The organism is Actinomadura decatromicini (genome assembly GCF_008121305.1).
Lineage (GTDB): Bacteria > Actinomycetota > Actinomycetes > Streptosporangiales > Streptosporangiaceae > Spirillospora > Spirillospora syzygii.
Genome location: NZ_VSRQ01000003.1, coordinates 317028 through 330797, shown reverse-complemented (window position 1 = coordinate 330797; position 13770 = coordinate 317028). Strand labels below are relative to the sequence as shown.

The window sequence follows — 13770 nt, the reverse complement described above, 5'->3', positions numbered from 1 at the left end:
CACCGTGGTCGTTACTGGATGATCACGGCGGTGGTGGGGGCTGGTTTGTCTTCCGTCCAGCCGTCGTGGCCCGCGGTGGACTGCCAGTGGCGGCCTGCGTAGCGGATTTCGGTCAGGCCGTAGACCTGGGCGTGGGTCACGGCCCAGGCGGCTACCGCCCAACCTGCTCGGGCGTTCGTGACTCTCACCGCGTTCCAGGCGTTGGGGCGTGACGGGGCGTTGTAGGCGAGCGGGCTCGGGCCGGTGACCTGGAGGCGGCCGCCGAAGGCGCGGCGCATCTCGCGGACCGCCTCCGGGCGGCGGGACGCGGTCCGCTTGTCCGGCGGGAACCAGCAGCGCGCGGTGCCCGGCTCGCGGCCGGTGAAGGCGCGGGCGAGGAGGACGCCGTCGTCCTCGTGCTGGGCGTAGGCGCGGCCGTCCGCGCTGCGCTGCACCCGCTGGGCGGCGTCGTGCAGGTCGCGGTCGAGGTAGTCCTTCACCTTGACCAGGGCGTCGAAGAACTTGCTGGTGGCCTGGACGGGGTCGCGCAGCTTGTCCGGCGAGCCCCAGCCCTGCGAGGGACGCTGCTGGAACATCCCCACCGAGTCGCGGTCGCCGCCCGCCAGGTTGCGGATGTGCGACTCCTGGATCGCGGTCGCGTAGGCGATCACCACGGCCCGCTCGGGGAGCTGCTTGCGGAACGCGACGGCCGCGATCGTGGCGGCGTTCGCGCCCTGTTCCAGGTCGAGCGGCATCTTGCCGGAGCTCGTGTTCACCTCGCAGCCCGAGCCGTGCAGGTAAGGACGGGCCTTCTGGAACAGCACGTAGGCGCCGACGCCGAGCAGCAGCACGACGACCGACACGCCCGCCGCCCAGTGCCGCCCCCGGCGGCCCCGCCCGCCGTCGCCCCCCGCCTCGGGGCGCGCCCGCAACCTCGCCCAAACAGCCACGCGAAGACGGTACCGGGAGACGGCCCCCACTAAGCTCAAGGACCATGACCGAAACGTTCACCAGCCCGATCTCCGGCGGCATCGACGAGCTGTGGGAGCGGCGCGCCGAGCTCACGCCCGAGGACGCCGACGCTCGGGCCGCCATCGTCGCCGCCGTCGACCAGCTCGACACGGGCGAGGCCCGCGTCGCCCGCATTGACCCCGGCACCGACGAGGTGATCGTCGACGAGCGGGCGAAGCGGGCGATCCTGCTGAGCTTCAAGGTCCTCGGCATGGTGCGCTCGCAGGTCGGCGACTTCCGGTACCACGACCGGATCCCGCTGAAGAGCACGCTGGACGGCGTCCGCGTCGTCCCCGGGGCGATCGCCCGGTGGGGCGCCTACCTCGCGCCCGGCGTCGTGCTGATGCCGTCGTTCACCAACATCGGCGCCTACGTCGACTCGGGGACGATGGTCGACACGTGGGCGACCGTAGGCTCGTGCGCGCAGGTCGGCAAGAACGTCCACCTGTCCGGCGGGGTGGGCATCGGCGGGGTGCTGGAGCCGCCGAACGCCAAGCCGGTGATCATCGAGGACGACGCCATGATCGGCAGCCGCTCCATGATCGTGGAGGGTGCGCGGGTGGGGCGCGGCGCGGTCATCGGCTCCGGGACGAACCTGTCCGCGTCCATGCCGGTCATCGACGTGGAGACGGGCGAGGAGGTCGCGCGCGGCCGCGTCCCCGACTGGTGCGTCGCGGTCGGCGGCACCCGCACGAAGGAGTTCAAGGGCGGCACGTTCGGCCTGCCCGCCGTGCTGATCCTCAAGCGCCTCGAAGAGGGCCAGCGCCACGACAAGGCGTCCCTCAACGAGATCCTGCGGGACCACGGTATTAACACGTGACCTCGGTGATTTTCAGGGGGCGGGCGGTGCGGACGGCGGCCGCGGCGGCGTAGCCGGGGCCCGGGGTCAGGTCGGCGAGGCGGACCGGGTAGACGGCCGCCTCGCCCGTCCAGGAGACGACCTCGGCGGGCTCGTCCGGGGCGGACACGTGGATGTCCGACATCGGCGCGGCCAGCCCGTGGCCGGTCGCTTTCAGCAGGGCCTCCTTGCGGCTCCAGTAGGCGTGGAAGCCGCGGACCTTGTCGTCCATGGCGGCGAGGGCCGCGCGCTCGGCCTCGGTGAGGACCATGTCGGCGAGCCGGTCGAGGTCGCGGTCGCGCTCCTGCTCCACGTCCACGCCGACTTCGGCCCCTTCGGCGAGGACGAGGACGACGCGGTCGCCCGAGTGGGAGAGTGAGAAGTCGACCTCGGCGCCGGGCAGGCGCGGCTTGCCGTGGGGGCCGCCGCAGTGCGGGCAGTCGGTCGTGAACCGGATGCTCTTCGGGTCGAGGCCGACGGCCTCGGCGAGGGCGGTGCGGGCGAGGAAGCGGCCGGTGACGAAGCGGGCCCTGTCCTCGGCGCGGCGGAACCGCTCGTAGCGGTCGCGCTCGGTCTCGTCCAGCAGGTCGCGCATGTCGGGATCGTCGGCGGGCAGCGCCCACCGGACGGCGCACTCCAGCACAGGCATGTCCACGATCGCAATGGTAGGACTTGAACATGGGCCTTGATCTGTTCTCGCACGTGACGGAGCTGACCGCCGCCATCGTGGACGTCGAGTCGGTGAGCGGCGGGGAGCGGGCCCTCGCCGACGCCGTCGAGGAGGCGCTGCGGGCCGTGCCGCACCTGGAGGTGGTGCGCGACGGGAACAGCGTCGTCGCCCGCACCGGGCTCGGCCGCGCCGAGCGGGTCGTCCTCGCCGGGCATCTCGACACCGTCCCGCTGAACGGCAACCTGCCGTCGCGGGTGGACGGCGACCGCCTCTACGGCTGCGGGACGACCGACATGAAGAGCGGCGTCGCGGTCGCGCTGCGGCTCGCCGCGACCGTCCCGGAGCCGACCCGCGACGTCACCTACGTGTTCTACGACTGCGAGGAGATCGAGGCCGAGCGGAACGGGCTGCGCAAGCTGGCCGCCGACCGTCCCGACCTGCTCGCGGGCGACTTCGCCGTGCTGATGGAGCCGACGGGCGGGCTGATCGAGGGCGGCTGCCAGGGCACGCTGCGGGCGGAGGTCACGGCGGAGGGCGAGCGGGCGCACAGCGCGCGCGCCTGGATGGGGTCCAACGCGATCCACTCGGCCGGGCGGATCCTGGACGTTCTGCGCGCGTACGAGCCGTCCCGTCCGGTAGTGGACGGCCTGGAGTACCACGAGGGCCTGAACGCCGTGTTCATCAGCGGCGGCGTCGCGGGCAACGTCATCCCGGACGAGTGCGTCGTCACCGTGAACTACCGGTTCGCGCCCGACAAGTCGGTCGCTGACGCGGAGGAGTACGTCCGGGAAATCTTCACCGGCTTCCCGATGAAGATCACCGACAGCGCGGCGGCGGCGCGACCTGGGCTGACGCATCCGGCGGCGGCCGCGTTCGTGGCGGCCAGCGGGGCGGGCGTCCGCGCCAAGCTCGGCTGGACGGACGTCGCCCGCTTCGCGGAATTGGGCGTCCCGGCCGTCAACTACGGGCCCGGCGAGCCCACGCTCGCCCACACCAAGGACGAGTACGTCGAGATCCCGCTGATCGCCGACTGCGAGCGGCGCATGCGGACCTGGCTCGAAGGCCCGGTCACAGTGGCCCCATAACGGTCGGGGCGCGCACTAACGTGGGCCCATGACATCGGAATCCACCTCCCACTCGCGCCGGCAGGGCCCGGCGATGCTGCGGGGACGGGCCGTCCCCCCGACCACCACCGACCAGCGCCTCCTCGACGGGCGCGGCCCGGCCGACTGGGTGCACGCCGACCCGTGGCGGGTGCTGCGGATCCAGGCGGAGTTCGTGGAGGGGTTCGGGCTCCTCGCCGAGCTGCCGAAGGCGGTCAGCGTGTTCGGCAGCGCCCGCACCAAGCCGGACAGCGCCGAGTACAAGCTCGGCGTCGAGATCGGCGCGCGGCTGCACGAGGCGGGCTACGCGGTGATCACCGGCGGCGGTCCGGGGATCATGGAGGCGGCGAACAAGGGCTGCGACGAGAGCGGCGGCCTGTCGGTCGGGCTCGGCATCGAGCTGCCGTTCGAGCAGCGGCTCAACGACTACCTCGACATCGGGCTCGAGTTCCGGTACTTCTTCGTGCGCAAGACGATGTTCGTCAAGTACAGCCAGGCGTTCGTGGTGCTGCCCGGCGGGTTCGGCACGCTGGACGAGCTGTTCGAGGCGATCACCCTCGTCCAGACCAAGAAGATCACCCGGTTCCCGATCGTCCTGGTCGGCACCGAGTTCTGGGGCGGGCTGCTCGAGTGGGTCGAGAAGTCCATGCTGCCCAGCGGCAAGATCTCGCCGAACGACATCGACCTCATCCACCTCACCGACGACCCGGACGAGGTGGTCCAGATCATCATCGACGGTCACACCCGCGCGGAGCAGGAGATCATCGAGCGGCGGTCGGTGGAGGCGGAGGCGCGGGAGGCCGGGACCGACTGACCCCCGTTCCGGGCCGCCGCTCGGCGGTAGTGGCGGCCGCCTGTCCGTGACCGGCGGGCCGGGGTCAGCCGCCGTCGGTGCGGGACTCGATCGCGTGCAGGACGGCCGCCATGTCGGCGTCGCCGTGGCCGAGCGCGAGGGTCTCGCCGTAGAGGGCGTGGCAGACGTCCAGCAGCGGCGAGGCGACGCCGGACGCGCGGGCCGCCTCCGCGACCAGGCGGTTGTTGTCCAGCACGTTGGCGATCGACGCCTGGACGCCGAAGTCGCGGTCGGCGAGCTTGCTTGCCTTCGCGCGGGACACGGTGCTCGCCATCGGCCCGGCGTCCAGCACGTCCCTGAGGCGGCGCTCGTCCAGGCCGTGCCGGGCGGCGAAGTGGAACGCCTCCACCAGCCCGGTCACCATCGTGATCAGGTACAGGTTGACGGACAGCTTCATGAGCAGGGCGTTCGGGACCGTCCCGCACTCGAACGTCTCGTGGCACATCGGGGCGAGCAGCGGGCGGACGGCGGCCACCGCCTCCGGGTCGCCCGCGAGCAGCGCCACCAGGCGTCCCGCCTCGGCGGGGCCGCGCGAGCCGGACACCGGGGCCTCGGCGTAGCGGCCCCCGGCGGCGCGCACGTCGGCTTCGAGACCGCGCGAGTAGCCGGGCGACGTCGTCCCCATGTGGACGATCACGCGCCCGGCGACGTTCGCGGCGAAGGCGGGCGTGCCGCGCCCGAGGACGGCGTCGAGCGCGGGGCCGTCCGCCAGCATGAGGAACACGACGCGCGAGCGGCGGCACACGTCGGCGGGGCTCGCCGCGACGTCCGCGCCGGCGGCGCGGAGCGGCTCGCAGCGCGCGGCCGTGCGGTTCCAGACGACGAGCCCGGGGTGGGCGCGGGCGAGGTTGAGGGCCATGGGCTGCCCCATGACGCCGAGTCCGATGAAACCGAGTCCGAGGGAACCAGGATCCGAACGCACCATCGCCTCCGGCCGGGGGTCGCGGCTTGCGGGTTATGACAACGGTCATGATAATGGCCCAGGTGAAAGCCGCAAGAGGGGAATCGATGTCCGACGAGTACGGGCCGCGGGAGCGGATGGTGTTCAGCGCGGCGCAGCTCATCCGCCGCGACGGGGTCACCGCGACGGGCCTGCGCGACGTCGCCGAGCACGCCGGGGCGCCGCGCGGCTCGCTCCAGCACTACTTCCCCGGCGGCAAGGAGCAGCTCGTCAACGAGGCCGTCGAGTGGGCCGGGCGCTACGCGAGCAGGCGGGTCGCGACGTTCATGGCGGGGATGGCGCGGCCGACGCCGGGCCGCCTGTTCGAGGCCATGGTCCGCCAGTGGACGGACGAGTTCCGCACGGCGGGCTTCGCGAAGGGCTGCCCGGTCGCGGCGGCGACGGTCGACTGCGCCGACTCGACCGGCTCGACGCGGGACGCGGCCGCCGCCGCGTTCGCGAGCTGGCGTCGCCCGGTCGCGCGGGAACTGGCCGGGATGGGCGTCCCGGACGGGCGCGCGGACGCCCTCGCCACGCTGATGATCGGCGCGCTGGAGGGCGCGATCCTGATGGCGCGGGCGGAGCGGAGCGTCCGGCCGCTGCGGGCGGTCGCCCGCGAACTGGCCCCCTACCTGGACTCCTGCGTCGAGGCATGACCGCTGGGCCCGCGCGTATGGAAGGCGTGAAGATCGCGTGCGCGGGCGTAAGGAACACGTCAAGAAAGGCGGGGGACGGCCGGAACGGGTGTTTTATGCAGGTGTGAACGGTGCCGCCCGGACTGGGAGGATGGGCGCCATGGCGAGGGGGCAGCTCCGCATCTACCTCGGCGCCGCGCCGGGGGTGGGGAAGACCTACGCCATGCTGTCGGAGGCGCGGCGGAGGATGGAGCGCGGCACGGACGTCGTCGTCGGCTACGTCGAGACGCACGGCCGCGCCCGCACCGCCGCGCTCCTCGACGGGCTGGAGATCCTCCCGCGCGCCACGCGGACCCATCGCGGCGCGGAGTTCACCGAACTGGACGTCGAGGCCGTGCTGCGCCGAGCGCCCGACGTCGTCCTGGTGGACGAGCTGGCGCACACGAACGTCCCCGGCGGCAAGCACGCCAAGCGGTGGCGGGACGTCGAGGAGATCCTGGACGCGGGCATCGACGTCATCTCGACGGTGAACGTCCAGCATCTGGAGTCGGTGAACGACGTCGTGGAGAACATCACAGGGGTGCCGCAGCGGGAGACCGTCCCGGACGAGGTGGTCCGCAGCGCCGGGCAGGTCGAGCTGATCGACATGGCGCCGGAGGCGCTGCGCCGCCGGATGGCGCACGGCAACATCTACACGCCGGAGAAGGTCGACGCCGCCCTCTCAAACTACTTCCGCATCGGGAACCTGACCGCGCTGCGCGAGCTGGCCCTGCTGTGGCTCGCGGGCAAGGTGGACGACCAGCTCGACCGGTACCGCAGCGACCACGGCATCGGCGGCACCTGGGAGGCGCGGGAGCGGATCGTCGTCGCGCTGACCGGCGGCCCGGAGGGCGAGACGCTGCTGCGCCGCGCGACCCGGATCGCCGCCCGCTCCAAGGGCGCCGACCTGCTCGCCGTGCACGTCACCCGCGGCGACGCGCTGCGCGGCGCGCGGCCCCGCGACCTCGCCCGGCAGCGGGAGATCGTGGAGGGCCTCGGCGGGACGTTCCACCAGGTCGTCGGCGACGACATCCCGCGCGCCCTGCTGGAGTTCGCGGGCGCGGTGAACGCGACGCAGCTCGTGCTCGGGGTGTCCCGGCGGGGGCGGCTCGCGCAACTGCTGCGGCCGGGGATCGGGGTGACGACGACCGCCCGGTCCGGCGGCATCGACGTGCACATGGTCACGCACGACCAGGCGCACCGCGGCGTCGCGCGTCCGGTGCGCGACCAGGGCCTGTCGCTCAACCGCCGGCTCGGCGGGTTCCTGCTCGCCGCGGGCGGGCTGCCGCTGCTGACGTTCGGGCTGGTGAACGCGCGTCCGACGCTGTCGCTGCCGTCCGACATCCTGTTCTTCCTCGCCGCCGTCGTCGGGATCGCGCTGGTCGGCGGGATGTGGCCCGCGCTGTTCACGGCGGTCGCCGGATTCCTGCTGCTCAACTGGTACTTCACGCCGCCGATCAACCGGTTCACGGTCGCCGAGCAGGAGAACCTCGTCGCGCTCGCGGTGTTCGTGCTGGTCGGCATCGGCGTCAGCGTGGTGGTGGACGACGCCGCCCGGCGGTCGCGGGAGGCGGCGAAGCTCGGCGGCGAGGCGGTTCTGCTGTCCGCGCTCGCCGGGAACGTGCTGCGCGGGGAGCGCGCCCTCGACACCCTCCTCGGCCGGATGCGGGAGACGTTCGGGCTGACGTCGGTCACGCTGCTGGAGCGTCCCGTCCCGGCGACGCCGGACAGCCACGACGACCCGGCCGACTGGCGGATCGTCGCGACGGTCGGCGGGCGGCCGTGCACCGCGCCCGGCGAGGGCGACACCGAGATCCCCGCCGGGGACGGCCTCACCCTCGCGATCCGGGGCCGTCCCCTCCCGGCCGGGGACCGGCGCGTGCTGGAGGCGTTCGCCGTGCAGGCGGCGGGCGCGCTGCGGCAGCAGCGGCTGGAGGCGGAGGCGGAGCGGGCCCGTCCGCTGGAGGCCGCCGACCGGATGCGGACCGCCCTGCTCAACGCCGTCAGCCACGACCTGCGCACCCCGCTGGCCTCGGCGAAGGCGGCGGTCGACAGCCTCGGCACGACGTCCGTCGACTGGACGCCGGACGAGCGCGCCGAGCTGCTCGACACCGCCCGCCAGTCCCTCGACCGGCTCGACCGGCTGGTCGCCAACCTGCTCGACATGAGCCGGCTCCAGGCCGGGGTGCTCGGCATCGCGGCGCGGCCGCTCGCGCTGGACGAGATCGTCCCGCGTGCCTTGGACGACGTGGGGGAGGGGGAGCGGGTGAGCGTCCGGCTGGATCCCGAGCTGCCCGAGGTGGCGGCCGACCCGGCGCTGCTGGAGCGCGTCCTCGTCAACCTGATCGGGAACGCGGTGCGGCACAGCCCGCCCGGTGAGCCCGTCCTGCTCACGGCGGGCGCCATCCAGGACAGGGTGGAGCTGCGGATCGCCGACCGAGGGCCCGGCGTCCGGCCCGCCGACCGGGAGCGGATCTTCCAGCCGTTCCAGCGGCTGGACGACCGCGACAACCACACCGGCGTCGGGCTCGGCCTCGCGCTAGCCCGCGGGCTGACCGAGGCGATGGGCGGCGAGCTGGTCCCCGAGGACACGCCGGGCGGCGGCCTCACGATGATCGTCGCCCTGCCCGTCCACAGGCGCACCGCATGAGCCGGGTCCTGGTCGTGGACGACGAGCCGCAGCTCCTGCGGGCGCTGCGGATCAACCTGCGCGCCCGCGGCTACGACGTGGACGTCGCCGCCGACGGCACCGCCGCGCTCCGCCAGGCCGGGGCGGCGCCGCCGGACCTCGTCGTCCTCGACCTCGGGCTGCCGGACATCCCGGGCGTGGACGTCATCCACGGGCTGCGCGGCTGGACGCGCGTCCCGATCATCGTCCTGTCCGGGCGGGCGGGCAGCCAGGACAAGGTGGAGGCGCTGGAGGCGGGCGCCGACGACTACGTGACGAAGCCGTTCGACATCGAGGAGTTGGTCGCCCGCATCCGCGCGGTGGCGCGGCGCGTGTCGGTGGCGGGCGAGGTCACGCGGGCGGACGTCGGCGAGCACGTCGTCGACCTGGTGGGCAAGACGGTGTCCGGCGGCGTCCGGCTGACGCCGACCGAGTGGCGGCTGCTGGAGATCCTCGTCCGCAACCCGGGGAAGCTGATCAGCCAGCGGCAGCTCCTCACCAGCGTGTGGGGCCCGTCCTACCAGCGCGAGACCCACTACCTGCGGCAGTACATGGCGCAGCTCCGCCGGAAGCTGGAGAAGGACCCGGCGCATCCCCGGCACCTGCTCACCGAGCCCGGAATGGGCTACCGCTTCCAGCCCTGACCCCTCCCGGCCGACCCCCATGCCTGATCTCCGTGAGGAGGGAAGGAATCCGTCCTGGAGGTGGGGGAGTGGACAGGAACACGAGGCTCAGGACGGGGGCGGTGGCGGCGGCCGGGGTGCTGGCGCTCGCCGGGTGCAGCTCGGACGGCGGCGAGGCCGAGTCGACGGTCGCGCGGACGTCCGCGCCGGTCGGCGGCTCCGGGACGCAGTTGCAGCAGCAGTACGAGCAGGTCGTGGACGCGGTCCTGCCGTCCGTCGTGAAGATCCAGACCGACCGGGGCGAGGGGTCCGGCGTCGTCTTCGACGGCAACGGCAACATCGTCACGAACGCGCACGTGGTGGCCGGGGCGAGGCGGATCCAGGTGACGGCGGCGAGCGGCGGCGCCACCCTGGACGCGCAGCCGGTCGGCGCGTTCGCCGCCGACGACCTCGCCGTGGTCAAGGTCAAGGGCGGGACGCTCAAGCCCGCGTCGTGGGGCGAGTCGGGGAAGGCGGAGGTCGGGCAGATCGTCCTCGCGATGGGCAACCCGCTGGGGCTGTCCGGGAGCGTGACCAACGGGATCGTCTCCGCGCTGCACCGGACCGTCTCGACCAAGGGCGAGGGCGCGTTCCAGGGGTCGACGATCGCGGACGCCATCCAGACCAGCGCGGCGATCAACCCGGGCAACAGCGGCGGCGCGCTCGTCGCGCTGACCGGGCAGGTGATCGGGGTGCCGACCGCCGCCGCGTCGGACCCGTCGATCGGCGGCGCGGCGGCCGGGATCGGCTTCGCGACGCCGAGCGACACGGTGAAGCGGATCGTCCCGCAGCTGATCCAGAGCGGGAAGGTGTCGAACTCCGGACGCGCGGCGCTCGGCGTGACGGTGCGGACGCTCGTCGACCCGGAGAGCGGGCGGCGGACGGCGGTCGCCGTCGTGCAGGTCGAGCGGAACAGCGGCGCGGCCAAGGCGGGCATCGCGGAGGGCGACCTGATCCTCTCGGTGAACGGGACGGCCACCCCCGACCAGACGGCGCTGTCGTCGGTGCTCGCGGGCCTCAAGCCGGGTGACACGGTGAAGGTCGAGGTCCAGAAGGAGGACGGGTCGAAGCGGCAGGTCCAGGTCAAGCTGGGCCAGCTCCCCGGCTCCTGACCTCTCCCGGACCGCTGGACGCCGGTGCCTATACGTCAGTACAGTGTACGTGTGTACAGCCTGCTGAACGCTCGTACAGGGGTCTCGGATGCCGGGGAGTGACCGCGCCGAGGACCTGACCGGCCGCGCCCGCATCCGCGACGCGGCGCTCGCCCAGTTCGCCGAGCTGGGCGAGAAGGGCGCGACGATCCGCGGGATCGCGAAGGCCGCCGGGGTGTCGCCCGCGCTCGTCCAGCACCACTACGGGACGAAGGAGGCGCTGCGGCACGCCTGCGACGAGTACGTCATCCAGGTCATCCGCGAGACGAAGGAGGAGGCGCTCGCGGGCGGGATGGGCGACTCCGGGTTCCTCGCCATCGCCATGCGGACGGCGCTGCCCGTCCAGCGGTACCTGGCCCGGGTGCTCGCCGACGACTCCCCGGCGGCGCGCACCCTGTTCGACGACGCCGTCGCCTACAGCGAGGACATCCTCGCGCGCGGCGCGCCCGGGATCGCCGCGCCGGACACCGACGACCCGCACGCCTACGCGTCCGTGATGACCGCGATGAGCTTCGGCCTGATCGTCCTGCACGAGCACCTGTCGCGCGCCCTCGGTGGCGACGTCCTGATGGGCGACGGCTATCCGCGGATGGCGCTCGCGATGCTGGACGTCCTCGACGACCGGCTGCTCTCCCCGGAGCTGTCGGCGCAGGCCCGCGACGCCCTGAAAGCCCTCCGCGCCGCCGGAGGGCGGCCCCCTGCCGAGGAGTGACGGTGACCGAGAGAACGCCCCCCGTCCAGATATCCGGCCTGGTCAAGACCTTCGGCCGGACGCGCGCGCTCGACGGCCTGGACCTCACCGTCCGGGCCGGGGAGGTGCACGGCTTCCTCGGGCCGAACGGGGCCGGGAAGTCGACCACGATCAGAATCCTGCTCGGGCTGCTCCGCGCCGACGCGGGCACCGCGCGGCTGCTCGGCGGCGACCCGTGGCGGGACGCGACCGAGCTGCACCGGCGGCTCGCCTACGTCCCGGGCGACGTGACGCTGTGGCCGAACCTGTCCGGCGGCGAGGTCATCGACCTGCTCGGCCGGATGCGCGGCGGGACGGACCCGCGCCGCCGCGCCGAGCTGCTCGACCGCTTCGAGCTGGACCCGCGCAAGAAGGGCCGCGCCTACTCCAAGGGCAACCGGCAGAAGGTCGGGCTGATCGCCGCGCTGGCGTCCGACGCCGAGCTGCTCATGCTGGACGAGCCGACCTCCGGCCTCGACCCGCTGATGGAGGAGGTCTTCCAGGAGTGCGTCCGGGAGGAGCGCGAGGCGGGCCGGACGGTGCTGCTGTCGAGCCACATCCTGTCCGAGGTCGAGGCGCTGTGCGACCGGGTGACGATCATCCGGAACGGCGCCACGGTGGAGACCGGCACCCTGGACGACCTGCGCCACCTCAGCCGCACCTCGATCCGCGCGGAGCTCGCCGGACCGCCGGACGGGCTGCCGCTGCCCGGCGCGCACGACGTCCGGATCGACGGCACGACGATCACCTTCGAGGTGGACAACCCGCGGCTCGACGACGTCCTGCGGCAGCTCACCGAGGTAGGCGTGCGGAGCCTGACGAGCCGTCCGCCCACGCTGGAAGAACTGTTCCTGCGGCATTACAAGGACGAGTTGCAGGAGGCCGCGAAATGAGCGGGCTCGTCGGGACGGGCGGGCTCATCAGGCTGATCCTGCGGCGCGACCGGTTCCTGCTTCCCGGCTGGGTCGTCGTGATCGCGCTGATCCCGGTCAACTTCGTCGCGGCGACCGACAAGCTCTACCCCGACGCCGCCGACCGGCTCCACTACGCGCGGACGACCGGCACGAACCCCACCTTCCTCGCCCTCTACGGGCGGCTGTTCAGCGCCGATCTCGGCGGCATCGTCGCGCAGCGCTCCGGGTTCATCCCGGTCGTGGTCGGGCTGATCAGCGCGCTGACGGTCGTCCGGCACACGCGGGCCGAGGAGGAGGCCGGACGCCGCGAGCTGCTCGGCGCCACCGTGACCGGGCGCGGCGCCGGGCTCGCCGCCGCGCTGATCGTGACGATGGCGGCGAACCTCGTCCTCGCCGCGCTGCTCACCGCCGGGACGACCGCCCAGGGCCTCCCGTTCGCCGGGTCGCTCGCGTTCGGCCTCCAGCTCGCGGCGGGCGGCTGCGTGTTCGCGGCGGTCGCGGGCGTCACCGCGCAGCTCGGGGAGAGCGCGGGCGCGGCGCGAGGCGCGGCGATCGCCGTGCTCGGCGGCGCGTTCGCGGTGCGGATGGCCGCCGACGTCGGCGGCGCGGGCAACTCCCTGTCCTGGCTCGGCTGGCTCTCGCCGTTCGGCTGGACCAACCGGGCACGCGCCTACGGCGGCGAGCGCTGGTGGACGTTCGCCCTGCTCGCGGCCCTGATCGCCGTCCTGGTCGCGGCGGCCGGGACGCTCTCGGCGCGCCGGGACGTGGGCGCGGGCATCCTGCCGCCCCGGCTCGGCCCGGCCGAGGCCCCCGCCCGGCTGTCCGGGGCGTTCGGGCTCGGCTGGCGGTTGCAGAGCCGCGCGCTGTACGGGTGGCTCGCGGGGTTCCTCGCGCTGGGCGTCATCTTCGGCGCCCTCGCCGAGGGCGTCGAGGACATGGTCAGGGACAACCCCGACCTCAAGGAGATCTTCACCCGGCTCGGCGGCCAGTCCGCCATCACCGACGCCTACTTCGCGTCCGTGCTGAGCATCGTCGGGCTGATCGTCGCCGCCTACTCGGTGACGGCCGCGCTCCGGCTGCGGACGGAGGAGGCGGCGCAGCGCGCCGAGCCGCTGCTCGCCACCGCGACCGGACGGCTCAGATGGGCGTCCGGACACCTGGTCTTCGCGGTCCTCGGGCCCGCCGCCGCGCTCGCCGTGGCGGGCGCCGCCGCCGGGCTCACGCACGGCCTGAACAGCGGCGACGTCGGCGGGCAGCTCCCGCGCGTGCTCGGCGCCGCGATGGCGCAGCTGCCCGCCGTGTGGCTGGCCGGGGCGATCGCGGTCGCGCTGTTCGGGGCCGTCCCGCGGCTCGCGCCCGCGGCCTGGGCGGCGGTCGCGGTCTTCACGCTGATCACGATGTTCGGGGCGGGCCTCGACCTCAGCCGGTGGGCGCTGGACGTGTCACCGTTCACGCACGTCCCGAAGCTCGGGCAGGACTTCGCGATCGCGCCGCTCGCGTGGCTCACCGCGATCGCCGCCGCGCTGTCCGCGGTGGGCCTGGTCGGCCTGCGCCGCCGCGACCTGGCCGGGCACTGA

13 protein-coding genes are annotated in these 13770 nt (G+C 73.7%); 10 read left to right on the top strand and 3 right to left on the bottom strand.

The features are described from left to right. Positions 1-11 precede the first annotated feature (11 nt). The gene (locus FXF68_RS15350) at positions 12-929 is read right to left on the bottom strand and encodes a hypothetical protein (protein WP_246178714.1); all 918 of its coding nucleotides are present in this window, start codon (positions 927-929) and stop codon (positions 12-14) included. 44 nt (positions 930-973) lie between these two features. On the opposite strand from FXF68_RS15350, the gene FXF68_RS15345 reads away from it, so the two are divergent. Then, a complete protein-coding gene (locus FXF68_RS15345) occupies positions 974-1810 on the top strand; it encodes a 2,3,4,5-tetrahydropyridine-2,6-dicarboxylate N-succinyltransferase (RefSeq protein WP_148759691.1) in 837 nt (278 codons plus the stop codon). On the opposite strand, the gene FXF68_RS15340 is transcribed toward FXF68_RS15345, so the two are convergent. Then, positions 1800-2477, bottom strand: coding sequence for a 4'-phosphopantetheinyl transferase family protein (locus tag FXF68_RS15340; RefSeq protein ID WP_148760740.1), 678 nt, complete (start codon positions 2475-2477; stop codon positions 1800-1802). The genes FXF68_RS15345 and FXF68_RS15340 overlap by 11 nt on opposite strands. A gap of 29 nt (positions 2478-2506) precedes the next feature. Here FXF68_RS15340 and dapE point away from each other — a divergent pair, with 29 nt between their 5' ends. Then, positions 2507-3583 carry a succinyl-diaminopimelate desuccinylase gene (dapE, locus tag FXF68_RS15335; protein ID WP_148759689.1) on the top strand — a complete coding sequence of 359 codons (1077 nt, stop codon included), beginning with the start codon at positions 2507-2509 and terminating at the stop codon, positions 3581-3583. A 28-nt stretch (positions 3584-3611) separates the two neighbouring features. Next, positions 3612-4415, top strand: coding sequence for an LOG family protein (locus tag FXF68_RS15330; protein ID WP_187437934.1), 804 nt, complete (start codon positions 3612-3614; stop codon positions 4413-4415). 64 nt (positions 4416-4479) lie between these two features. Here the strand turns inward: FXF68_RS15330 and FXF68_RS15325 are convergent, their stop codons facing one another. Beyond that, the gene (locus FXF68_RS15325; RefSeq protein WP_148759687.1) at positions 4480-5379 is read right to left on the bottom strand and encodes an NAD(P)-dependent oxidoreductase; all 900 of its coding nucleotides are present in this window, start codon (positions 5377-5379) and stop codon (positions 4480-4482) included. 83 nt (positions 5380-5462) lie between these two features. On the opposite strand from FXF68_RS15325, the gene FXF68_RS15320 reads away from it, so the two are divergent. The 7 genes from FXF68_RS15320 (at position 5463) to FXF68_RS15290 (ending at position 13770) form a co-directional block, all read left to right on the top strand. Then, positions 5463-6050 (top strand): TetR/AcrR family transcriptional regulator, encoded by a 588-nt coding sequence (locus FXF68_RS15320; protein WP_222869953.1) that lies wholly within the window; start codon positions 5463-5465, stop codon positions 6048-6050. Between the two features lie 139 nt (positions 6051-6189). After that, the gene (locus tag FXF68_RS15315; protein WP_148759685.1) at positions 6190-8718 is read left to right on the top strand and encodes a sensor histidine kinase; all 2529 of its coding nucleotides are present in this window, start codon (positions 6190-6192) and stop codon (positions 8716-8718) included. After that, entirely contained in the window at positions 8715-9380 is a 666-nt protein-coding gene (locus FXF68_RS15310) for a response regulator (protein ID WP_148759683.1), read from the top strand. Before FXF68_RS15315 ends, FXF68_RS15310 begins: the two co-directional genes overlap by 4 nt. A gap of 68 nt (positions 9381-9448) precedes the next feature. Next, on the top strand, positions 9449-10510 hold the full coding sequence (locus tag FXF68_RS15305; protein ID WP_246178712.1) for a S1C family serine protease: 1062 nt from the start codon (positions 9449-9451) through the stop codon (positions 10508-10510). 88 nt (positions 10511-10598) lie between these two features. Then, positions 10599-11261: a TetR/AcrR family transcriptional regulator gene (locus FXF68_RS15300; protein WP_148759681.1), complete on the top strand. Its 663-nt coding sequence runs from the start codon at positions 10599-10601 to the stop codon at positions 11259-11261. A gap of 2 nt (positions 11262-11263) precedes the next feature. Further along, the gene (locus FXF68_RS15295) at positions 11264-12172 is read left to right on the top strand and encodes an ABC transporter ATP-binding protein (RefSeq protein WP_246178711.1); all 909 of its coding nucleotides are present in this window, start codon (positions 11264-11266) and stop codon (positions 12170-12172) included. Further along, positions 12169-13770: an ABC transporter permease gene (locus tag FXF68_RS15290; RefSeq protein WP_148759677.1), complete on the top strand. Its 1602-nt coding sequence runs from the start codon at positions 12169-12171 to the stop codon at positions 13768-13770. The genes FXF68_RS15295 and FXF68_RS15290 overlap by 4 nt, the downstream gene beginning before the upstream one ends.

Coding starts and splice junctions, on each gene's coding strand:
- FXF68_RS15320 (WP_222869953.1), top strand. CDS start 5,463: ATGTCCGACGAGTACGGGCCGCGGGAGCGGATGGTGTTCAGCGCGGCG.
- FXF68_RS15290 (WP_148759677.1), top strand. CDS start 12,169: ATGAGCGGGCTCGTCGGGACGGGCGGGCTCATCAGGCTGATCCTGCGG.
- FXF68_RS15315 (WP_148759685.1), top strand. CDS start 6,190: ATGGCGAGGGGGCAGCTCCGCATCTACCTCGGCGCCGCGCCGGGGGTG.
- dapE (WP_148759689.1), top strand. CDS start 2,507: ATGGGCCTTGATCTGTTCTCGCACGTGACGGAGCTGACCGCCGCCATC.
- FXF68_RS15300 (WP_148759681.1), top strand. CDS start 10,599: ATGCCGGGGAGTGACCGCGCCGAGGACCTGACCGGCCGCGCCCGCATC.
- FXF68_RS15325 (WP_148759687.1), bottom strand. CDS start 5,379: ATGGTGCGTTCGGATCCTGGTTCCCTCGGACTCGGTTTCATCGGACTC.
- FXF68_RS15340 (WP_148760740.1), bottom strand. CDS start 2,477: ATGCCTGTGCTGGAGTGCGCCGTCCGGTGGGCGCTGCCCGCCGACGAT.
- FXF68_RS15310 (WP_148759683.1), top strand. CDS start 8,715: ATGAGCCGGGTCCTGGTCGTGGACGACGAGCCGCAGCTCCTGCGGGCG.
- FXF68_RS15345 (WP_148759691.1), top strand. CDS start 974: ATGACCGAAACGTTCACCAGCCCGATCTCCGGCGGCATCGACGAGCTG.
- FXF68_RS15330 (WP_187437934.1), top strand. CDS start 3,612: ATGACATCGGAATCCACCTCCCACTCGCGCCGGCAGGGCCCGGCGATG.